Here is a 23,064-nt window from a genome sequence, read left to right as displayed (position 1 = left end):
GCATCGGCAGCCCCAAATCGCCTCACGCTCCCACGAGGAACAATAGCAAGGCGCTGATGATAAGGATGACATTCGAACCCCATGGTTAACACGCCGACATCGCCAGAACAGGAGACTGCCGAGCACGCGCATCAGGCGATGCCTCAAGAAGCGACGGCGGCCGCAGCGCCAGATTCGGCGCACCGCCGCGGTTCTACACTCAAAAAGCGCTTAAAACAAAGCCTGATTGCCACCACTGGGGCGGGCCTGTTAGCTGGCGCGGCGCTAACCATTTGGATAGTCAACAGTCAAACCGAAGCCCTGATCCTTCGCGTCGCGAATTATGCCTTAAGCGGCATGGACGGTGAGCTTAGCGATATTCGTTTAGGCCCCATGGGTTTAGAACATTGGCACATTCACTCTGCGAGCCTGCGTGTACATGACTCGCATTTAGTGATCAATAACCTGGATATTCAGCTTGAACTCAACTGGCCCAAAAGCCTTGAAGAACTGAAGCAACTTGTCCAGGTTGAGAGTTTAACTCAAAAAATCAAGCGCATTAGCACGGGCGAGATAGACGTTGAACTCGGCGCATCGCTGCTGGAGCGAAGCCCCACCATCGCCGATGAACAAACGCCAGCGTTGGCGTTAAATATCAAATCCTTACCTTTAATTGATATAGGTAAAACCACACTCAGATTAGCGCCGCAGGCAGAGCTTCCGGCCTATCAGCTGGTGATGGATAAACTCAGCCTGAATCATCAAGCTGAATTAACCACAGCCTTTAGCAGCCCTGAGGGTGAACCGTTAGCCCAGCTTGCAGCGACGCTTGGCAACGAACAATGGCGCTTGAAGAGCGAACTGAATATCGCGCCGCTACTGGAAAACCTGCATCAAATTGGCCTGCGCCAAACCCAAGGGAGCATCCTCAGCCAATTAACCCTGTGGGATCAACAGTGGCAACAACTTGGGATAGGACTAAGTGGGCAACTCAGTTCTGAGAGCACGATGACACTCGCCAGCGGCGAAATCACCAGCCGACACCGCATTCAGCAGCCCAGCATCAGCTTAAGCCATTTTGCCGACTTAACGCTCACGCCCCAGCCAGCTTTAGGGTTTGAGCTTAGTGGATCACTTGCCTCACTTAATCTCACCCTCGAGCCTTTTCGTCTTGCGCTCACGCCCAATACGGCACAGCACGCGCAGCTATTAGCCGCACTTAATCAGTCACTGCAATTGAGCGATGAAAACTCTCAAGCGCTCCTTACCCTGCTGTCGGGGCTTAAAAGCACCGAGGCGCCCGTGGGCCTTGCCTTTTCGATGACTGCGCCACTGCATTATGCGCTGACATCTCAAGCGAGCAGCCATGACCCCATAGCGCTGCCCGCATTCGAGTTAAGCACCCTAGGCAGTAAGCTTGATACACGCATTCACTTACAAGATATCCAGTTAACGCCCACGCCAGATGCTTGGAAGGTCGCGAGCCGCTGGCAACTGGCGCTTACGCAAACGACCCCGCTGTCGCTGCGGGAACTCTGGCATGCAGCACCGCAGGATCTCAGTTGGAGCGCGGGAATACTTCAAACGGCGGGACATGTCAGCGTTGCTCAGTCGGCTCAAGGGCTGAATTGGCAAGTGAGCACAGCGCCTGTGACGAGTGACTCGAATGTCTCAAGCGATACCTTACAATTTGCACTTGAAGATCTACAGCTACAGCAAACTGCGCAAGCCGCCGAGCATCAAACTAAACAGACGCAGTTAAGCCTTGGTAATATTCAGCTCAACGCTAAGGCTCCCATGACCGCGAGTGCTACCCCGTTAGCGACTCAGGATACGACTGGCGCGCAATCAACCGAGTTTGCCTTCAATCTACCGCCGCTCTCTCTCGCCCTGTCGCAGCTGCGCGTGAGCCAAGCGGTAGAGAATCTTGCGGGCACCGCCGCGAGCGCAATGCAGAGCAGTCGCAACGATATTAGCCTCAAGACGTTCTCCCTTGAGACATCAAAGGCGATGACCCTCGATTACTCCTCGTTGCAATCCATTGAAAATGCTATTCAATCGAGTCAGTTGAGTAATCAAGTGAACTGGCAAGCGCAGCAACTCTTGATTGAAAAGCAGCTCAGCGCCAAAGGCCGCACACGTAAACAGACTGTGCTTAAACTGGATAATTTGGCACTCGCGCAGACGTTAAACTGGCAAAACCAACGTCTTCACGGCCATGAACAGTGGCAAGTCGGCACGGTTGAGCTGCAAAGCGACCATCAATTACAGTTCGCCGCGCCTCACAAATCACTGCTGTTAACCGGCCAATGGGTTGTCGATACCAGCATGACAGAAGCACTATCTTTGCTTAATCAAACCCAGCCCTTGCCCGCTGAGTTAAATGTCACAGGCCATAACCAATTACAAGCACAATTTAAGCTGACACATGAGCCAGAGCAGACCCAATTTGCCATGCAAATTACCCAGTCGATGACAGAGCTGGAAGGTTTTTATCAAGACACGACCTTTGAAGGCGGGAAATTACAGGCCCAATGCGAGTTCACTTGGGGGCAATCCTATAAGGCGCCGCAAGCACCAGGCTATTTCAGCAGTTTAAGCCGACTAAACTGCCCGAATACCGTGATGACCTTTAACTTGTTCGATCCCGGCTTTCCCTTGACCGATATCGAAGTGGAGGCCGATATTGTCCTCGCCAAGGATGCCGAAAAGCTTCCCGACAATTGGCTGCAACAACTCACGGGCTTGAGTGATACCGACGTGTCTATGACTGCTAAGGGCAAAGTATTGAGCGGCCAGTTCCTACTGCCTGATTTTAATTTAAAATTACAGGACAAATCCCACGCCTATCTATTATTGCAGGGCATGAGCCTTGAGGAAGTGCTGCGCATTCAGCCGCAAATTGGTATCTATGCCGATGGTATTTTCGATGGTGTATTACCCGTGGATTTGGTCGATGGCAAAGTCTCGATCAGCGGTGGCCAACTGGCGGCCCGTGCGCCCGGTGGTCTTATTGCGATTTCGGGCAATCCGGCAGTCGATCAAATGCGTCAATCGCAACCTTATCTCGACTTTGTATTTTCGGCACTAGAACATTTAGAATACAGCCAGTTATCCAGTAGTTTCGATATGGATCAAACCGGCGATGCCAAGCTCCTAGTGGAAGTCAAAGGCCGCAGCCGAGGGATTGAACGCCCCATCCACTTGAATTACTCTCATGAAGAGAACATGCTGCAATTATTCAGGAGTCTTCAGATTGGTAACGATCTGCAGGACAGAATCGAAAAATCCGTGAAGTAACAAGGAAACCTCAGTGAAGATCATTCAATTACAGCAAGTGAGTTTAGGTGCATTGCTGCTACTGGCGGCATTGCAAGGCTGTGCGCCAACGGTAAAGATTGAGCCGCCTGATAAACCGATTGTGATTAATCTCAATGTGAAAATTGAACACGAGATAAAAATCAAAGTGGATAAGGAGCTAGATCAGCTTCTATCAGATGATAAGTTGTTCTAATCACTAAGAATTGAGGAATATACAATGAAATCAATGCCACTCAAAACCCTGCTACAAAAGCCAACATTACTCCTGTTGCTCGGCCTGAGTTTATTCAGCTTAAATGCCTTTGCCATGTCACTACAGGAAGCCAAATCCCAAGGTTACTTAGGTGAGCAGCTCAATGGCTATTTGGGCCTAGTGCAAAATAATAGCGAGGCCAAAGCCGTGATGGACGATGTGAATAACAAACGCCGCGCCCATTACGAAACTATCGCTAAAAAGAACAATATCTCCGCCGCCGATGTGGCCAAACTTGCCGGTGAAAAAGCCATCGCCGCCACAGATAAAGGCAACTATGTGCAAAACGCCCAAGGAAAATGGGTTAAAAAGTAAAGAGTTAGCACTGCTTAGCGACTAAGCACTGACAAAAACGCCTGCAATTGCAGGCGTTTTTGTCTCTATCATTGGTCACGGAATGAAAAACGTACCTGTTTTATGCTGAGGCTGTACGCCCATATCGCATCGATTACAGCACTTTAAGGAATAAGCATTTTTAGCTATCAGAACAGCCAGCGAGCCTAATATTTGATGCCTGAAATAAAGTTTGCTCAATCCAATCCCGAAAGTATGAAATACGTGAGTAATGTTCAATCACGCCATACTTGCCCTCTTCCCAATTGGTTGACTCGGCATTTTGCCATGAGCTGACACCGATAAGACAAACTGAATCGGCCGAGACGAGATACGCGGGGCCGCCCGAATCTCCTGGGCCACTTATCCCCTCCAATGGTAAGGCATTCGCATCGCGGTCAAAGATAAATTGCAGCCATTGCTCCTGCACCCCGACCACGGCGTTGTGTGCCGCACGTAATTGTTTGTCGGCTCCCGCAACGCCCACCAGCCCATTACCATAATCGCCACGTCCGACGAAGGTGGCGATTTTGCCCGTTTCGGTTGAGGTACGATTCAACTTAGCGAGTGTTGCATCCTCAATGGGAGAAGCCAATTGAACCAAGGCAATATCGTAGGGAAAGTGCCTTTCTTTCCAAAGTGGATGTTTTATCACGTCTTTAATCGGGTAAAAATGCTTTTTAAATTGCACCTTATTGCCGACCGTTAGCTCATTAGCCACGTGCGCCGCCGTCACAATCCATTGCTTATCGATAAGGCTGCCAGTGCCAAGCACGATTTCATCGCCTTTATAAAGTCCTAAAAAGCTGACCGTCGAATTATCGCTTTGCGCCGCCGCTTGATATTTCGCGTCATCCACATCATGCCTGATAATCATGGCATTGGCGGTACTGGTTATCGCCAGTAATAGTACGAACATCCATTTCATATTGAGCTCCTATCCTTGCGTATATTAATTCGCCAATATTGTGTGATGAGAATATCGAGAATGAATCATCATTAATGTCGAGAACTTAACAGCTTTTTCTCATTTGAGATATAGCCGCTGCATCCAGATTATTCAGGCGTGATTGATCAACATGACATGTTGAATGACATAGCAATTTATCCGTATAAAACAAAAGCGCAGCGAACTTGTGTTCACCGCGCTTTTTAATATTTACCCCTAGGCTTTAACTCTAAAGTTTAATCCTGAAAGGGGTTAACGATTGGCAGCCTTATTTAAAATACAAGCTATGGAATTTTAGGTGCTCTTCAATAAAGCTCGCAATAAAGTAATAGCTATGGTCGTACCCCGCCTGCATACGCAAATCTAAGGGGTAGCCTTTTGCTTTGGCGATATCACTGAGCGTTTGTGGCATCAGTTGCGCCTCTAAAAAGCTGTCGGCATCACCTTGGTCGACTAATACAGGCACTTCGTTAATCGCCAGTTTTAGCAACTCACAGGCGTCATATTGACGCCAATGCTCGCGATTTTCCCCTAAATACTCGGTAAAGGCTTTAATCCCCCAAGGCGCATTGCTTGGATTGCTGATAGGACTAAAGGCCGAGATTGAGCTGTATCTGTGGGGATTAGTTAACCCTATCACTAACGCGCCGTGTCCGCCCATGGAGTGGCCAGAGATGGCGCGCTGCCCGGTTACGGGGAAATTCGCTTCAATCAGCGCAGGCAGCTCATGCACTATATAGTCGTACATTTTATAGTGGCGATTCCAAGGCGCTCTGGTCGCGTTTAAATAAAACCCCGCACCAAGACCTAAGTCATAGGCTTTATCCGGCGCATCGGCGACATCATCGCCACGAGGACTCGTATCGGGGGCGACGATAGCCATTCCCAACTGAGCCGCAATACGCTGCGCGCCCGCCTTCTGCATAAAGTTTTCGTCGGTACAGGTGAGACCCGATAGCCAATACAACACAGGCACAGGTTTGTTGGCCGCCTCGGGTGGCAGGTAAATCGCAAAGCGCATCTCGCAATTCAGCGCCTGAGATTGATGGCGATACTGTTTGTGCCAACCACCAAAGCTCTTGTTACAGCTGATATTTTCTATGGTCATTTCAATCCCTTTCCTGTTCACTTTCAGCGTTTCGCTTGCCGTTCAAGGCTCTATCACAAGCTTAAAACGCATAAGCAGCAGACAAACCGTTAGCGGTTATCTGCTGCTGTGATGACAAACTGAGCGTTTATTTATCGAAATGGATCACGCTGCGAATGCTCTTGCCTTCATGCATCAAGTCGAAGGCTTCGTTGACTTGCTCAAGTCCCATAGTGTGAGTGATAAAGTCATCAAGCTTAAACTCACCTGCTAGGTATTGTTCAACGATTTTAGGTAATTGCGAACGTCCTTTCACGCCACCGAAGGCTGAACCGCGCCATACACGGCCCGTCACCAGTTGGAATGGACGGGTGGAGATCTCCTGCCCTGCGCCTGCAACACCAATGATCACAGACTCGCCCCAGCCCTTGTGACAACACTCGAGCGCGCTGCGCATCACATTGACATTACCGATACATTCGAAGGAGTAATCCACGCCGCCATCGGTCATCTCAACAATCACCTCTTGAATAGGTTTGTCGAAATTTTTAGGATTAATACAATCGGTTGCCCCTAATTTACGGGCAAGTTCGAATTTAGATTCATTGATATCGATAGCAATAATCCGGCTGGCTTTCGCCATGGTCGCACCAATAATGGCCGAAAGACCAATACCACCTAGGCCGAAAATCGCTACGGTCGCGCCTTCTTCCACCTTAGCGGTGTTCATTACGGCGCCCATACCTGTCGTCACACCACAGCCCAGCAGACAGATCTCTTCTAATGGCGCAGTTTTATTAACCTTAGCCAATGAAATTTCAGGTAATACTGTGTATTCAGAGAAGGTAGAACAGCCCATATAATGGAAAATGGGCTGGCCATCTTTATAGAAACGCGTGGTGCCATCTGGCATTAAACCTTTACCTTGGGTCGCGCGGATCTTCTGGCACAGGTTTGTTTTACCCGATAAACAGAATTTACATTCGCCACACTCAGGCGTGTAGAGAGGGATCACATGATCGCCCACCTGCACGCTGGTCACGCCTTCGCCCACTTGCTCAACAATACCACCGCCCTCATGGCCGAGGATCGCAGGGAATACGCCTTCTGGATCGTCACCACTTAAGGTAAACGCATCGGTATGGCACACCCCAGTCGCCACGATGCGAACTAATACTTCGCCGGCTTTAGGTAACATCACATCGACTTCTTCAATCTTGAGCGGCTGTCCCGGCCCCCAGGCCACGGCGGCCTTTGACTTGATAAACTGTGGTTTTTCGTTCGACATGCTTGTCTTTCCTTCTTTTAATCAATGGGCTTATCGATTTACGGCTTACCCTAGCCCTACTCGCTTGTAAGCATAGATTGAGGCGGATGGATAAGCTTAAAAATAGTGTGCGGTAATGCAGTCACTAGATTGTATTTATTTCCTGAGGATTGATAATCTAGCATTTTGGCAATTCATTTTTACTGAGAAGCAACAATGTACCTTTGGGATGGCATATCAGAATTTGTAGCAGTGGCCGAGGCCGAGAACTTTACCTTGGCCGCACAGCGCCTCAATGTGTCCACCGCCCACGTGAGTCGGCAAATCGGCGCGCTGGAAAATCGCCTCGGCACTAAGCTGTTTTACCGTACGACTCGCAAGGTATCGCTCACCGAAGAAGGCACGATTTATTATCGTCATTGCCGCCAATTGCAGACTGGACTCGAGGAGGCCGAGCGGGCAATTACTGATCTAAAAGGTTCGCCCCAAGGATTGGTAAAACTCACCGCGCCCGTGGCCTACGGCGAAAAATTTATCATGCCGTTACTCAATGATTTTATGGTGCAATATCCCAGCGTGGAATTTAATGTCGACTTGACCAACAGAACCTTAGATTTGATTGAGGGCGGCTATGATTTGGCCATTCGCCTTGGCAAACTCGCCGATTCCAGCCTGATGGCCAAACCCTTGAGTAGCCGCACCCATTATGTGGCTGCCTCGCCCAGTTACGTTGAAAAATACGGTGAACCCCACACGCTTTCGGAGTTAAATCAACATAATTGCCTGATCGGGAATCACAATTACTGGCGCTTTATTGAAAATGGCCGCGAACGTAATATTAAGGTACGTGGCAACCTTATCTGCAACAGCGGCTACGCCCTGCGAGATGCGGCATTAAAGGGCATAGGGATAGTGCAACTACCTGATTATTATATTGAGGAAGATATTCATGCAGGCCGACTCATCTCCTTCCTCGACGCGCACCGCGAAGCTAAAGAAGGCATTTGGGCGCTCTATCCGCAGAATCGTCACCTGAGCGCCAAAGTAAGGGTATTAGTGGATTATCTCGCGGAAAAACTGGCGATGGAGAATGCGTAGTAGCGAGTTCATCGCGGCGAACCAGAGTAACAAATCACCCAATATTGCGACCAATAACGCCGCTTGAGCTTGACGGATGACTCACTATTTAGCGCCAATTTTCCCTCAGCGTGTAATACAACATCCCTAGCGCAAGGGCCTGATTACCAAACCATTCATTCAATGGGATCCGGATATGACGCATGGCGGCGAAGAGATCGAACTCTCGCATTTGACCATCGATCGCCTGCCCCATGATCTCGGCCATAATATGGGAAGTCGCCACGCCATGGCCCGAATATCCCTGACAATAGAAGATATTCGGCGCAATCTTGCCCAGCTGGGGAATACGGTTAATCACTATCCCTGCCATGCCAGCCCAGGCAAATTCAATGTCAACGCCTTTTAACTGGGGGAAAGTGCGTTCAATCGCCGGACGCAGCTCGGCGGCAACGTTTTTAGGATCGCGGCCGCTGTAATTGGTGCCGCCCCCAAACATCAAACGGTTATCGGCGGTTAAGCGGTAATAATCCAGTACAAAGCGGCAATCATACACAGCTAAATCCTGCGGATTGAGTTGCTTAGCTAAATCTGCTGGTAATTGTGCTGTCGCACAATTACCAAGGGAGGCCGGAAATAACATGCCCCGCAGCTGAGGTCGGCCCAATTTGTGATAGGCATTACCGGCAATAAGCACACTGTTTGCCTTCACCCTGCCCTTTTGCGTGACCACAGTAGCAAGCTCTCCTTGCTGAATATCCAGCACCTGTGAATGTTCAAAAATCTTAGCGCCCAATGAAGCCGCCGCTCGCGCCTCACCAAGACATAAATTCACCGAATGCAGATGCATATTACGCCGATTGACCAGCCCACCGTGGTACAAGGGCGAAGCTAAGTAGGCGGGCATCTCATGTGCTGGCACTAAGGTCATCAATTCCCCCATGCCACGGCGATTAGCTTCATCAAACATTTGCTGTAACTCGACCATATGTGCGGGGCGATACGCCGTTTGGATATGGCCAAATTTTAAATCACAATCAATGCCATACTTCGCCACTCTGTTTTTGATAATATCGTGGCCGCGCCAACGAAGGTTCCACACATAATCTTCAGCCTCCTGACCAAGCTGACGCCGCAATTGCTTGGTCATGGCGGCATCGCCGGACAAACTCCCCGTCACTTGGCCGCCATTTCGCCCTGTCGCGCCCCAAGCAATCTTATTGGCCTCAAGTAACGCCACTTGGTAACCCTTTTCGGCCAATTCGACCGCCGTTGCCACACCGGTAAATCCACCGCCGATAATGGCCACATCGACCCGAATATCGCCTTCAAGTTCAGGATAATCAGACTCTTGCTTGATGGTGGCATTGTAATAAGACGCGCAGCGTTTAGCAGACATAGGGATCCTTTGAACAGATTTAAGCTGTTTTTGTTTTATATTTTTTACATTTGTTCAGAATTTTTGAGTATATCTAAGCTAATATCGTGGTCAACAGAAGATTGTAGAGCCGAATGAAACTCAACCCGTGCGGCCATCCCAAATCGTGCTTATCAATAGAATTTAATGCCGCATTGGCTTAAGCTACAGGCCATTACGACCGCGATGCAGACTGACACCGCGTGTTTATCAGACAAACACTTTGCCTGCCCCGCAAGGATAAATTTAGGACATACCATGTTTCAGGATCCTCAAACGCCGCCTAGCTTACTGCCTTTTTCTCAAGCCTGTGAAAATAACAAAGCGCCAATACTCGCCGTGCTACAAACCGCCTTTGCCAGCGCCAAACAGGTGCTGGAAATTGGCAGCGGCACGGGACAACATGCAGTTTATTTTGCTGAAAATCTACCTCAGCTTTTCTGGCAAACCAGCGATCAAACCGCTTACCTTGCGGGCATTAGCGCAAGATGTCGCCAACAAGGGCATCAAAAAGGTATCAACAACCTCGGCTTGCCCTTCGCACTCGATGTCACCCAACCTTGGCCCATTAATGACACCCGTATCGACGCCGTCTTCAGCGCTAATACCCTGCATATTATGAGTCAAACCATGGTTGAAGCCTTCTTTGCTGGCTTGGGTCAATACTTGCCACAACTCAATACCCTCTGCATTTACGGCCCTTTTAACTACCAAGGCCAGTTTACCAGCGACAGTAATAGTCAATTCGATCAGTATTTAAAACAAAGAGATAGTGAGAGTGGTATCCGGGACATAGAATGGATTATTCAGCTCGCCCAAGCGCAAGCCTTCACATTGGTTGCAGATACCGCCATGCCCGCCAATAATCGGCTGCTGCATTTTTCAAAACAGGAAAAATAATATTGCCGTGGTGTTATGTAACGTAATGCCAGAACCTTGAAAGACTTCATCGCCAGCATAACTCAGCAGATGCGAACCTATAATTCGCATCACTTAGAATGGAAAACTGATTTACATAAAGTTGAGTTTCGAGAATGTCAAAGTTTGGTGTGTTATTAAACCTGAAAATACTATTAGGCCGAATCACCATTCTTTTAATTGTTGAAGTGACTTTATTCGATCTCGCTGAAAAAGCATCGCTTCAAATACATCACCGAATTGATCTGTATTAATACCTAAGCCTGGCAGCGCAAAACTTGCCTGCGTAAAAAATACATTTTTGTTTTCGCTCCAAGCAATCTCCCACCAATCAAGAATCCTATCCTTAGATTGCTGCATTCTCAATTTTGTCGGAAGACGATCACTTTTATTAGCATTAATAGAGTGCTTAGTCGGAAGTAGATTCCAAAGATCGTTATTAGGCCATCGCGCAAATGGAAACGCATGGTCAATCGCAAATTCACTATGATCCAACAGATCACCACTCCAACAACAGTTCAGATCCGCAACTTGTTGCAGTTCTTGTACTCTGTCTCTGATCTGCTGCGTATTACGCTGAGCATCTTCCCACTTAAGCGCAGCATAAAAATCGACCTGGCTATAAGCATGCTGTTTATTAAGTTCATATCCAGCCATAACTGAACACCACTCGTTGATTAGTGCTGGTTCAATCCAAATACTGTACTGGGTTAACGAATCCCAAATTCGTTTGGGTACTTTAAAAATACCAAATGACTTCAGATAATTGAAATCTATTGATAGATAGCTTTTCGGGGATCTATTCGGCAGTATTTCAACTTCAAATACTGCCTTATCAGTACCTGGCAAGGTAATATATTTTGCCGGCATATTTTTGATAGTGGAGCTAATATCTTTTAGTGTGTGATGCACCGCATCTATTAATGAAGTCTCGACAAACGCAGCACCTAAATAAAAATCGTTGTTAGCAAAGCTAGCCAAACTCCCCCAGCCATTTGGTTTTATAAATCCGAGCCCTTTATTGACATTGCTGCTTTGCTGCATCGGTTTAGGGCCATCCACTAGCGGTTTATATAATTTGAGCCAGTATAACGCCACGAGTCCTAATGGTAGTAAAACAGAGTCTTCATGTTGTTCGATGACAGCTCCAGCATGCCCTTCAGCAATTCGTAATAATGCCCTCAGTAAAGCCAACTTATAGGTGGATGACTTACTATCATTTACCACGATATTTCTGATCAGTGGAAATGCGCCAGTGCCGTCATCAGGTAAGGTACATATAACTGTTTCCCAAACAACTTCGGATCTTCCAAGCTGATCAGCTTGAGATGCTCTACCTATCTCAAACTGTAAGCCGAATTGGCTTGCTAATTCAGCCACTTCTGACGAACTCACATCAAACATCAGCCTGTCATCAGGACTAGCGCCATGTCGTAACGAGATCACCATCTTCCCATTAGGTTTGAGCAATGAACTCAATTTACGAAAAGCGCGTTGGCGGAGAGATGGCGGGGTAATCATCCCGTAAATTAACTGGCGTCAAAAGTAGAATTTTCTCATAACATAAACGCAGGAGATTCTGCATGAAAACATCAAAATTTAGCGACAGCCAAATTCTGGCTATTTTAAAACAAGCCGAAGCGGGTGCGCCGGTTCCACAGCTGTGTCGTGAGCACGGCATCAGTTCGGCCACGTTCTACAAGTGGCGAGCAAAATTTGGCGGTATGGATGCCTCCATGATGGCACGGTTAAAAGAGCTGGAAACAGAAAATGCCCGGCTCAAAAAAATGTATGCCGAGGAGCGGCTCAAAGCCGAAATACTCAAAGAGGCTATCGAAAAAAAGTGGTAAAGCCGTCGTGCCGACGGGAGTTAGCGCAAAAGGCGGTGCGGGAGAAATCCATTTCGGTCAAATTGGCCTGTGCGGTGTTTCGTATCAGCGAAACCTGCTACCGCTATCAGACCAAACTGAATGACGAGAACGCAGAAATTGCGGACTGGCTGCTGCGCTTAACCACGACTTACCGGAATTGGGGCTTTGGCATGTGCTTCTACTACCTGCGCAATGTAAAACGTTGTGGCTGGAACCATAAGCGTGTGCTGCGCATTTACCGCGAGCTGGAGCTGAATTTAAGGATAAAACCCAAGAAACGGCTGACACGTGAAAAGCCTGAGCCTTTGGCGGTGCCACAGATGAAGAACCAGTGCTGGTCGATGGATTTTATGCATGACCAACTGGAAGATGGCCGCAGTTTCCGGCTGCTCAATATCATTGATGACTTTAACCGGGAAGGCTTGGCGATAGAGGTCGACTTCTCGCTGCCAGCTGAGCGTGTTGTCCGCACGCTTAATCACGTGATTGAATGGCGTGGCAAGCCCAAGGAAATCAGAAGCGACAATGGTCCTGAGTACATTGGCTCTGTCCTCAAAAGCTGGGCAGAAGCCAACGATGTGACACTGAAGTTTATTCAGCCAGGCAATCCACAGCAAAATGCCTATGTGGAGCGCTACAACCGTACAGTTCGCTACGAGTGGCTAAACCAATATTTATTCAGCAGTATTGCCGAGGTTCAGGAGTATGCGACAGAATGGCTGTGGTTTTACAACAATGAACGACCAAACAAAGCCTTGGGTGGGATACCACCCAAGTTTAAAGATAACTTAATAACTCAGACTTCTACTTCTGGCGTCCATTAAAAATGGGATGATTACCGAAATACCATTGCTCGCTATTATCGCTATCTTGTTTGATATCTTTCACGTAAAGCTGAGCAATCTCCTCTGCCCTTGCTCCTGTATAGGCCAGAATAACAGGCAACCAATAGGGAGCTTCACCGTACCTTGCCTTTTGAGCATTGGTACGTTGCCTAAACAGTGGTAGGGAGAAAATCTTTGTCAGTTCGGCATTTGAATAGCCCGGATCTCTAATCACCCTCACCGTTTCTTTGCCGGGCGATACTTGATGGCAAGGATTCTTCGGCAAGATGTCCAACTTGACTGCCTGTTGGAAATACCCCGAAATCAGCTTGAGTTCCTTGTCAGCAGTATTGATGCTCACACGAGCCAAGCCATGTTTATCTGCGATATCAATTTGCTTCTTGAAGGATAATGCTCGTATCTCTTGGCTCGGTTTACTCGGGCAGCGAATAATCCAATTGAAGAAATTACGCATGTCTAGCTTTTGGATTTGACCAATAGGCTTATCGGCAAAAAACTCTATCAGTCGCTCACAAGGGCGATTGCGGTCACCTTGCCATGATCTAAAGGCAACCTCTGAGCTCACAGTCTTCTTCTGATTATTCACCCAGTCAATCAGTTGTGAAACACTAGAAGATGCAGATAACTCACCTTCACTTTGTTTACTTGGAGTTGAACTGCTGGTGGATATAACGACAAAACCTAAATCCTTAAGCTGCTGTAATGCATCACCACTCGGTTCTGTAGGTTCGATCTTCGTATCAGGTAGATTTGGCTCAAAGCCTCGATTTATATCCCGCCGAGCGAGTTCTTCATGGTCGATTGCAGAATTACAGAGCCTGATACAAGCTTTTGCTAATTGGGTAGCTAGATACAGTCTTACAGAATGTTCATAGAGTTGACATTGTGAAAGTTCAAGAGCTTCATCAATAAATGCACTCATGTACCGCACAAAGAGTTGTTCTTCTGCCTGTTGACGGCTTGTGTCTCTTGCAGCATAGAGCACTACTAGCGGCTCACTAAACCACTCCGTCATCGCTTCGAGTCCATCGGGAGTCTCGAGCAGATATCTTGCTTGAATGTCAGCCAACCTCAGCCGCCCATGCTCACGAGCCATCCAGTAGCTGACAATAGTATCTAACTGAGCAGGCGTTATTTTCAGCTCGTTCTCTTGATTATCATAACGTGACTGAGCCAGAGCAATAATAGACTCGAACTCCGCGATCACTTCAGCAGCCTTTGTTTTGGCTTCATAGGCATCTTGAGTTTTTAGGCTTCGTTTTAGCTCTACTTTGCCATCAAGAAAGGGGCGTAAATGCTGAGGAATGCCCTTGCGGATTTTCCAGATTCGTGACTTTGGATCGCGGTATGGTTGAGTCATAAATGCCATCGTTTTGTACCACCCTTTTGTACCACCTTAAGGTGCCAAAGGTTGGTAAGCCATTGGATTTAGCAACTATAATTCATAGGTTTATGATAGAAAAGAAAAAACCCGACCATGTGATCGGGTTCTTAGAATGTGGCGGTGAGAGAGGGAGTCTACTTCATGGCATAACGTATTGAAAAACATAATCAATATAAGTCAAACATAGGGCTGCATTACTTTTTGCATTACTTCTGTTTTTTGATATTTTCTTCAATTAGACCAATGACTTACCCTGAGAATCCGACTCCTTAATTTCAGTTCAAAATAACAACATAACCAATTGTATTTAATGGCTTTTGCTCCATTTCAAAAAAATCAACAAAAATTTAAAACAAATAACGCTAATCGTCATTTTTGACTAATATTCGCACATCTGTGATTTATTTTGATAGCTTCAATGCCTAGATCAGACATCGTTTCAGTAACGGCTTCATCACTAACTGGCAAACGTAAGATAACGCTTGCATGATCTGTAAGTTCTAGTGGATCGCAACAAGATTTAAATGTTACCTTTGTTGCATCTTTTTGATACGCAAGCTTACCGATAGCACTCTCAAAGGCTTTCTCATCAATCCAACCTGTACCGAAATCAATTTCCACATGCTGAGCCCGTATCAAGCACAATTCATGATTTGAGTTTTTCACAAACGTATCCTGGTTTTTGTGAAGAAACGAGTTCACTTGGGACTTATCCAGTCCCAGCTCCTTGGCAATTTGACGTCCTTTCAGGCCTGGTGACCCATCTAACAACTCTGAGACTGCCTTCAGCAAACCATCACTCCTTTCTACCTACATACCTACCATTCGTTGCATACTTTGCGTCCACGATGCTTTAAATGCTGAATCCCCTGCGAACAACTTGTAGAGCTCAAGTTCATCTTTACGGCGTTGCAGCATAATTTCCTTGAGCATTTTTTCGAAAGCCAAATCTCTATTATGAGGATCTGGGTTGTTTTTGTATTTAGATTCGAAATCTGGGTGATTGCGGATACTCTCAGCGATGTTCACAAACTTAACTTTTTGCTCTTCAGGTGTGGCACTCCAGCCTTGGAACCATCGCTCATTAAATGTGCGAATGATTTCATCCAGCGGGTCAGTTTCTTTTTCACCGCCATGCGCCCCACGTGGGTTCGGATTTTGAGGATCAAGCTCCGCTTCTTGGTCACTAAGTTTAATGCTGTGGTTAAGCTTCACACGTTGCAAACCGTATGAACTCAGATCGACAGAATCGAGAAGCTCATCAATAGCATCTGCATCGGGATCTTCCACTTTCAATTTTGGTATTAAAAACTTCAGGAACCAAAACAGTTTTTCCCAGCAGACCATTTCATAAGGCATGATAGAAGCCATCTGCCCATAGATTTTCACGAACTGCTTGGCTTTAATCTTAAAGTCCACTTTAGCTTCAGCTTCAAGCTCCAGCTCATGGTCAAACCGTGCTGCTGCGACATCAATGATTGGGCTGAGTGTTTGGGCGTCTTCATTCTTGAAATAACGTGTCACAAAGTCTTCAACTTCATACCACTCGTACACACCTACATCATCCATTTCATCTTTCAATTCGTGCAGCACGTTTATATCTGTAGCCTGGGACAACGACGTTGCTGTGTAGAAAGGATCGAATGCTGACTGAATATCTTCAACCGAGTTGAAAAAGTCTAAAACAAACAGGTCTTCTGTTTTTTTACCCCATTTAGGCGCACTTCGATTGAGACGAGATAATGTCTGGACACACAAGACACTGGCGAGCTTCTTATCCACATACATGGCACAAAGCTTAGGCTGGTCAAACCCAGTCAGATACTTGTTTGCAACCACTAAAAGTCGATACTCATCAGTATCAAACATATCTTTGGTATCTGACTCGGCAAAACCATTAATATCTGCTTCGGTATATTCAATACCATCAACTTCTTTGGTTCCTGAGAAAGCAATGGCAATTTTAAAGGGGTTCCCTTGCTCCTCAAGTATCCGCCTTATCGCTTTGTAGTATCGAATGGCCGTCTCAATATTTTGAGTGACCACCATTCCCTTACCTTTACCTTTGAGCTTTTTCGCATTCACTACATGTGGAACAAAATGCTCCAGCATAATCTCTGCCTTGGTATCAATCGTTTGCTGGCTTCGTTCTACATAAGCTCTGAGTTTTTTCTGCGCCTTTTTGGTATCAAACTCAGGGTTATCAGCGATTGATTTCTCAATCTCATAATAACTTTTGTACGTCGTATAATTTGCCAGCACATCCAAGATGAAGCCTTCTTCAATGGCTTGTTTCATGGAATACAAGTGAAACGGCTTGAAAGAGCCATCTTCTTGGCGTTGACCAAATTTCTCTAAAGTGCTGTTTTTGGGTGTGGCTGTAAATGCCAAGTACGATGCATTCCCTCGCATCTTGCGCGATTTCATCGCCTGAAGGATTTTATCCTGGGCATCTTCGGCCTCATCGACTTCAGATTTGCCCATCGCTCGGTTCATATTGTCATGCGCCGAGCCAGACTGTGAGCTGTGTGCTTCATCGATAATCACCGCAAAGCGCTTGTCACTAAGATCAGCGATACCATCAATAATGAACGGAAATTTCTGAATCGTCGTTATGATGATCTTTTTGCCATTTTCGAGCGCCTGCTTAAGCTCAGATGACTTGTTCGCCGGGGCAATAATGTTCTTTACTTCAGAAAACTCTTTAATGTTATCCCGCAACTGCTTGTCCAATAGGCGTCTATCGGTAACCACAATTACAGAGTCAAATAACGGCTGCTCCAAGCTTTTTCCGCCTGCCACATCAGACGATGCAGGATAGGTTTCAATTAACTGATAAGCTGCCCAGGTAATCGAATTAGACTTACCTGAACCAGCCGAGTGTTGAATTAAATAAGTCTGACCGACACCGTGCTGGGCAGCATGGTCTACTAATTTTCTCACCACATCCAATTGATGGTATCGAGGAAAGAACAGAGTTCGCTTTGGTAATGGATCTTTGCTTGACCCATCCAGACGCACAAAATGCTGGATAATATTTGCCAAGCTTTCTTTGGTGAATACTTCATGCCATAGGTATGCCGTTTTATGGCCAGATGGATTCGGCGGATTACCTTGTCCAAGATTGTGTCCTTTATTGAACGGCAAGAAGAAGGTACTGCCACCCGATAACTTGGTGGTCATATACACTTCGTCGGTATCGACCGCCATATGCACTAGGCAGCGGCCAAAGGTCAGCAATGGCTGAGATGCATCTCGATCATCTCGATACTGCTTTTGGCCGTGATAACGTGCAGTTTGCCCCGTCCATGCGTTCTTCAACTCTAGCGTTATCAATGGTATTCCGTTGATAAACAATACCATGTCGATTTCTTGTAGGGGATTTTCCATGGAATAGCGCACCTGCCGAGTACAACTAAACACGTTATCCGCAAAGTTTTGCTTTACCTTCACACTACTGCTTGCCAGAGGGGCTGGATAGAGCAAATTGAAATGAGCATCGTCTACGCTTAGCCCTTTCTTAAGTAAATGAAGAATGCCATGCTTCTTAATCAGTCGGTCAAATCGTTCGAGTAACTTACGCTGCCAATCTGAGGGATTGTTCTTTTGCAGTTTGGCCAGCTCTACTTCTTGTGTCTTTTGCAGAAATTGCCAGAAGAAACGTTCATCAATGGCATATTGCATATTGAAATCAGATGGAAAGCCTGACATGTAGCCGCAATGGTTCACACCATATGGCGTAACAATCCCATCAGAAATGCCTGCTTTTTGATCTTCAAGGCAATGACCTGTGAGGGCTCTTTCAATACTAGCCTCTAACGCCTGCTCGTTAGTACTACTGACCATTGACTACTCCTTCCATGTAATGTTTTTCCAATAATTTCAACATTTTTTGCTGATGTTTATCTATTTCGATAGCAGACCATTGGCCATTTGATTGTGTGTACGTCTCAAAAATATCTTTCAGCTTTAACGCGTCGTAGCGCGGCTTGGAATCAAAATCCGCTTTTTTCTTTGCTACCGTTTGGTTGCTATATGATGAGTTTTCACCAAGGCTTAGAAGCACTAAATTACCAAAAGCATTTAATGGGCTCTTTTCTAGCTCATGATGGTACTCTTCATTTTGAGGATGAACGTGCTCAACCGAATTTTTCGAAGTGATCCGATAACGTTTTAACTTATCATCATTGGTTTTATCACCGTTTTTCCAGAGTAAGTATTCCAGCTTCTGAAACCAATAATGTTCGAATCGAGTTCCCAAAGAACTTTTAAGATAGATAGCTTGATCTTCCCAAGGGATCGTTTGTGGCGAAATATCTGATGCAAGTTTAAAGCTAGCTTCTTTTTGCGTTTCCCTAGTAAGCGACATTTTATTGTCGATGCTCTCCAATAGCGTAACCACGTCTTCATCATTCGCTTTAGGATCAGCAACCAATCGACATAAAAACGCTGTTAACCAATACTGGGCTGAGCGATCACCTGTAAAGTTTCGCACGGCTTGCAATTGTGCCAGTAAACCAAGTTCTTTGGCTTTACGATTGATATAGGCTTTATTCTTACTAATCGAGGTTAAACGTAACTGAGCATCTTCTCTGTCATCATGCTCGACCCATTTCACAACCCAGGTATCGAACTGATAACGAACCTGCCATAACAATTCGATAAACGATTTAATGGTTCGTTCATCATGTTGTAGTAACCCTTCAAAACACAACATCAGATTGCTAGCACGGATACGAGGAGTAAGATCATCCCACGATTTCTGGGTACAAAAAATTCTGAGTGTATGAATCAACAGCAACTCAAAACTGATAATTGAACGACAATAAACGGTCTCATCGTCAAAATCATCGCTTTGACTTTCAGATTGTTCAGGTTCGACATCAAAGTCCAATGATCCAGATGCTATCTCAGCAATTGACTTACCAACTCGTTGAACACTATTACTAGAGCTGACTAGAGGAAATAGCTCTGCCTGATAGTTGGCAAGATCGGTATACTCCAACGTTTGCCAGTCGGCATTTTTGAATATCTGTCTCAGATTTCGCTCAAAATAGTTATCGGTATGTTCACACGCTTGCCAAATACTGCTGTAAACGGCTTTATCTGTTGTTATGTGTTTGAACAACTTTGCTTTCAATAAATCAACTGGTTCTAGCTGTATGCCACCTGTATTTAAACTCGAAAACAACCGGTTCAAATCCATAGATGCTGGAACAATATTATTTACCCACTGCACTTGGTTAAAAATGTAGTCAGCAAAACCTTGGATATCGAAGTCTGATTGCTCTGCCAACTTATCGACTTGCTGTCTCAGAATCGTAAGGTTAGCTTCTAAATGTACTAAATACTCATCCTTACGAATATCTTCTTCACCGGGTTTCGTAATCTTGTCCAGTCCCGCGTAGCTGCCAAGCAAGTTCCGCACTGACTCTCTGATTTCGAACGTTAATCTTGGATTTTCACCTTTGATACTCACATGAGCCAGCTGAGTCTCAATCCCTACAGCCTTGAAGGCAAGTGATAACAACATCAATGTTGTGGTTCTTTGCTGCCCATCGATCAGCTCATATTCGCTTTTATCACCATTTAACGCACTCAAGACACTGCCAATAAAGTAATGTGGCTCTTTAGCTAAATAAGCATCTCGAACGTCGTCAAATAACTTAATCACTTCTTCTTCACGCCAGACGTATGGGCGCTGATAGCAAGGAATAACGAAGCCCAAATCTTTTGTCGCGATGATTTGTAATGAAAGCAGCTCTGTTTCAACCTTTGAGCTCATGCTGCCTCCGTCATTTCGGTGATATTGCAGGTTAATGAGTTAGCAAATGAAGCCGCGTACTGTTCTGGCGACAAATCCAGCTGAAAATGCTTACTTACTTCAGCAATAAAGCGCTTCTTAACACTATTGGTATCTGATTCTAAATTGCTAGGATCGACGACCAAATCAAACGCATCAAAAAAGGTAAAACACTGCTTAGTTGTGTAGCTCAAAGCAATCCAATCCAAAACTGGATAGTCCCTCACAAAACTTGAAATGGAATTTTCTCTCACCGCCTTCTGATTACTCACTCTGCGGGAGTAAACGACTCTGAATAATTTGTTCGCCGCCAACTCCAACTGATATTCACCAAACTGGCTGATGTACATCATCAGACATGCTTCATATAAACCTTGTAGATAACCACATCCTTCCAAGCCCTTAAGCCAGCATACAAAACGGTTGTAGCCTTCTAGATGCGGTAACGTCGGATGAATCCAGTACTTCTGATATAAGTTTTGAAAATACGACAAGTAACGAATAGTGTTAATACCCGCATTTAGCGGTTGTCTGACTTCGTATCCCTGTTGCGCGGCTTGTTGGACAACGTCGCCACCAATCCCGGTTAACCGCAGTATCTGACCATAAGCAATGTCATCACCTTCGGTAGTTTGTTCACCAAGTTCAGCAACGATTTGATCCCTTACCACTTTGGTTTGTAGATGTGGTGCGAGTTCTCGCAAATTCAGCTGTTGCCAATATCGTCCTTTCAAAAGAAATTTGACTGAGTTATCTAACTTACCCAAGCCTTCCCATTGGAGCGCAAATCTTGATTGATGAACCTTAGGAACCGCCCTTAAATGATGAGCTTTGATAATGTCGGGACCACCAAGTCTCACACCGCCAGTATTTTGCGTTTCAAAAAAGCGGTACGCATCATCTTCTGACTCAGTGACTACCAATGAAAACTGAATACGTTCAAAATTGATAAGCTTCGCCCACTTTGACTTATGATTTGCTATCCAATCAAGATTTGCCTTAATTTGCTGTTGGCTAAGGGGCGATTCAAAACGTAGGTCAAGCTTTTGGTGCTGTTGTAAGAGGAAACCGAATAAAGCTAAGGTTGTTATACGCTGTTGACCATCGATGATTTTCAGCTGTTGTTCATCATGGTGAAGAATAAGGCTACCCAAATAATACGATAGCTCACTATGCTTATGAAAATGCGCTTCTAAATCTTCTAGCAAGCTATCAATTTGCTGGCTTTGCCAACAATAAGGCCGCTGGTATTCAGGAATAACTAACGTTCCAGTAATCTGCTTACCATTACTCCCAAGTATTTTATGGCCTTCAAAAAGTTGTTGCGCTGAGCAAGTTGCGACACTTACCGTCATTTCACATCCTTATGTTTTAATCTCTCTGAAGCTTGCAGCAGCGGTGCCTTAAGTACCTTTTCCAGTTTAACCATATGCTCAAGATGCCAGGTAATATGATCCAGCCAAATGTCTTTATTGAATCCATCGGCTTTGGTAGAAAACTGAATACGCGATTGTTTTTTGTTATCGAGGCGAAGCCATTCGAGCGGTTCACCAAAGGCTAAATCTATCTGATCTTTTTGTTTTACCAGTTCGTCAAATAGCCACTTGTTTTCGTCACTATTAGCTCGACCTAACCATAGCTCAACGCGTAGTTCTTTTTGATTAAAAATCAGGCTAAATGGACAACCTGTTACGCCAGAGCCCGCGCATAACCAATGATCTTTGGTGGTACTGATGTTGTTATAGAGTTGGCAAGAGCTTTTCTGAAACGCCTCTAAGGCACGCTCCCAGTACTCGCGACGCACCGTATGGCGGTTTTTCAGTACCACTTCGGTGGTTTTTTCTTCCGCTTCCTTGGCATTAATGCCGATCATCAACTCTTTCGCTTCTGGCGTTGGGATGATCTGGTCAATATTAATCAGTAGCTGTTCACCCAGTGAATAAGGAGTGATTTTGAAGCAGGCAATGCTAATGCCTTGACCCAATAACCATAGCGCTGTGCTGGTCACTTCCTTGCGAAAGTTTGCCGCAACTAACATAATGCGCTGGCTGTTACCCAGGTTGAGCTTTAACTCATCCAAATCGGGCGCATCCAAAAACTCACATATTCTCACTGAGGCACTTTCAGGGGCATTTAACAGGTCAACCTCTCCTGTTACAGGCTCATAGCGGTCTAAGTACTGCTGGTAAACTTCAACTATTTGCGCTTTGGTTAAACTGGCGCAGTAGGAGGCATATTTAAGTGCTTGCCACACCACATCTCGGCCACTGTCGTCCAGCTTGTTTTCAATAATGACCAAGTTGCCATCTTTATCCAATGCCAGTAAATCTAAGCGTTCACGGCTTGCGTCCAGCACAAAAGGAAAAAGCGCAAAGCCATCAAACTCCTTTTGAATAATCAGTAGCTCTTCACCGAGTGCGGAAGGCTCGTGTGCCAAGCGGAGCCCTGAGCGGGTAGAAAGCTGAAGATGCTTGCGCTCAGTAAAGCCCAACTCACTGAACTTCTTCGTCCTAACAGGACTAATCCTGTTGGTTTGATGATTTACCGTGAACATATGCGC

17 protein-coding genes are annotated in these 23,064 nt (G+C 45.9%); 6 read left to right on the top strand and 11 right to left on the bottom strand.

The window, feature by feature from the left end; genetic code table 11:
- Positions 1–81: 81 nt before the first annotated feature.
- The 3 genes from N7386_RS09750 to N7386_RS09740 are packed head-to-tail and all read left to right on the top strand — an operon-like array spanning position 82 to position 3,868.
- Complete coding sequence (locus N7386_RS09750) at positions 82–3,279, top strand: YdbH domain-containing protein (RefSeq protein WP_126513038.1); 3,198 nt, start codon at positions 82–84, stop codon at positions 3,277–3,279.
- Between the two features lie 13 nt (positions 3,280–3,292).
- On the top strand, positions 3,293–3,493 hold the full coding sequence (locus N7386_RS09745) for a YnbE family lipoprotein (RefSeq protein ID WP_011622561.1): 201 nt from the start codon (positions 3,293–3,295) through the stop codon (positions 3,491–3,493).
- Between the two features lie 24 nt (positions 3,494–3,517).
- Positions 3,518–3,868 (top strand): YdbL family protein, encoded by a 351-nt coding sequence (locus N7386_RS09740; RefSeq protein ID WP_011626323.1) that lies wholly within the window; start codon positions 3,518–3,520, stop codon positions 3,866–3,868.
- 160 nt (positions 3,869–4,028) lie between these two features.
- Here N7386_RS09740 and N7386_RS09735 read toward each other — a convergent pair whose 3' ends face one another.
- The 3 genes from N7386_RS09735 to N7386_RS09725 all read right to left on the bottom strand — a co-directional run bounded on the left by N7386_RS09735 (position 4,029) and on the right by N7386_RS09725 (position 7,210).
- Positions 4,029–4,814, bottom strand: coding sequence for a S1 family peptidase (locus tag N7386_RS09735; RefSeq protein WP_126513037.1), 786 nt, complete (start codon positions 4,812–4,814; stop codon positions 4,029–4,031).
- 289 nt (positions 4,815–5,103) lie between these two features.
- Positions 5,104–5,943 carry an S-formylglutathione hydrolase gene (fghA, locus tag N7386_RS09730; RefSeq protein ID WP_011622558.1) on the bottom strand — a complete coding sequence of 280 codons (840 nt, stop codon included), beginning with the start codon at positions 5,941–5,943 and terminating at the stop codon, positions 5,104–5,106.
- Positions 5,944–6,070: 127 nt separating this feature from the next.
- Positions 6,071–7,210 (bottom strand): S-(hydroxymethyl)glutathione dehydrogenase/class III alcohol dehydrogenase, encoded by a 1,140-nt coding sequence (locus tag N7386_RS09725; RefSeq protein ID WP_126513036.1) that lies wholly within the window; start codon positions 7,208–7,210, stop codon positions 6,071–6,073.
- A 195-nt stretch (positions 7,211–7,405) separates the two neighbouring features.
- Here N7386_RS09725 and N7386_RS09720 point away from each other — a divergent pair, with 195 nt between their 5' ends.
- Positions 7,406–8,287, top strand: coding sequence for a LysR substrate-binding domain-containing protein (locus N7386_RS09720; RefSeq protein ID WP_126513035.1), 882 nt, complete (start codon positions 7,406–7,408; stop codon positions 8,285–8,287).
- 88 nt (positions 8,288–8,375) lie between these two features.
- On the opposite strand, the gene N7386_RS09715 is transcribed toward N7386_RS09720, so the two are convergent.
- Positions 8,376–9,665 (bottom strand): FAD-binding oxidoreductase, encoded by a 1,290-nt coding sequence (locus N7386_RS09715; RefSeq protein WP_126513034.1) that lies wholly within the window; start codon positions 9,663–9,665, stop codon positions 8,376–8,378.
- A gap of 276 nt (positions 9,666–9,941) precedes the next feature.
- Here N7386_RS09715 and N7386_RS09710 point away from each other — a divergent pair, with 276 nt between their 5' ends.
- A complete protein-coding gene (locus N7386_RS09710; protein WP_126513033.1) occupies positions 9,942–10,583 on the top strand; it encodes a DUF938 domain-containing protein in 642 nt (213 codons plus the stop codon).
- A 183-nt stretch (positions 10,584–10,766) separates the two neighbouring features.
- Here N7386_RS09710 and N7386_RS09705 read toward each other — a convergent pair whose 3' ends face one another.
- Complete coding sequence (locus tag N7386_RS09705) at positions 10,767–12,005, bottom strand: HNH endonuclease domain-containing protein (protein ID WP_232015284.1); 1,239 nt, start codon at positions 12,003–12,005, stop codon at positions 10,767–10,769.
- Between the two features lie 179 nt (positions 12,006–12,184).
- On the opposite strand from N7386_RS09705, the gene N7386_RS09700 reads away from it, so the two are divergent.
- Positions 12,185–13,296, top strand: a protein-coding gene (locus tag N7386_RS09700) for an IS3 family transposase (RefSeq protein ID WP_126512564.1) whose coding sequence is annotated in 2 segments (ribosomal slippage) — positions 12,185–12,437 and positions 12,437–13,296 — 1,113 coding nt in all. Because the reading frame shifts where the segments join, the coding sequence is not laid out codon by codon here.
- On the opposite strand, the gene N7386_RS09695 is transcribed toward N7386_RS09700, so the two are convergent.
- The 6 genes from N7386_RS09695 to N7386_RS09670 form a co-directional block, all read right to left on the bottom strand.
- Complete coding sequence (locus N7386_RS09695) at positions 13,277–14,677, bottom strand: DUF6538 domain-containing protein (RefSeq protein ID WP_279768187.1); 1,401 nt, start codon at positions 14,675–14,677, stop codon at positions 13,277–13,279. The two genes, N7386_RS09700 and N7386_RS09695, sit on opposite strands and share 20 nt — an antisense overlap.
- A gap of 393 nt (positions 14,678–15,070) precedes the next feature.
- Positions 15,071–15,493, bottom strand: a complete 423-nt coding sequence (locus N7386_RS09690) for a hypothetical protein (RefSeq protein ID WP_232015282.1) — start codon at positions 15,491–15,493, stop codon at positions 15,071–15,073.
- An 18-nt stretch (positions 15,494–15,511) separates the two neighbouring features.
- Complete coding sequence (locus N7386_RS09685; RefSeq protein WP_126513031.1) at positions 15,512–18,547, bottom strand: type I restriction endonuclease subunit R; 3,036 nt, start codon at positions 18,545–18,547, stop codon at positions 15,512–15,514.
- Positions 18,537–20,486 carry a DUF262 domain-containing protein gene (locus N7386_RS09680; RefSeq protein WP_279768184.1) on the bottom strand — a complete coding sequence of 650 codons (1,950 nt, stop codon included), beginning with the start codon at positions 20,484–20,486 and terminating at the stop codon, positions 18,537–18,539. The genes N7386_RS09685 and N7386_RS09680 overlap by 11 nt, the downstream gene beginning before the upstream one ends.
- A complete protein-coding gene (locus N7386_RS09675; protein ID WP_089067937.1) occupies positions 20,483–21,859 on the bottom strand; it encodes a DUF262 domain-containing protein in 1,377 nt (458 codons plus the stop codon). Before N7386_RS09675 ends, N7386_RS09680 begins: the two co-directional genes overlap by 4 nt.
- The gene (locus N7386_RS09670) at positions 21,856–23,058 is read right to left on the bottom strand and encodes a DUF4268 domain-containing protein (protein WP_279768182.1); all 1,203 of its coding nucleotides are present in this window, start codon (positions 23,056–23,058) and stop codon (positions 21,856–21,858) included. The genes N7386_RS09675 and N7386_RS09670 overlap by 4 nt, the downstream gene beginning before the upstream one ends.
- Between the last annotated feature and the right edge of the window lie 6 nt (positions 23,059–23,064).

Source organism: Shewanella sp. GD04112 (assembly GCF_029835735.1).
Lineage (GTDB): Bacteria > Pseudomonadota > Gammaproteobacteria > Enterobacterales > Shewanellaceae > Shewanella.
Note: the sequence above shows the minus strand (reverse complement) of the source record. Positions and strands in the feature narration are given on the sequence as shown.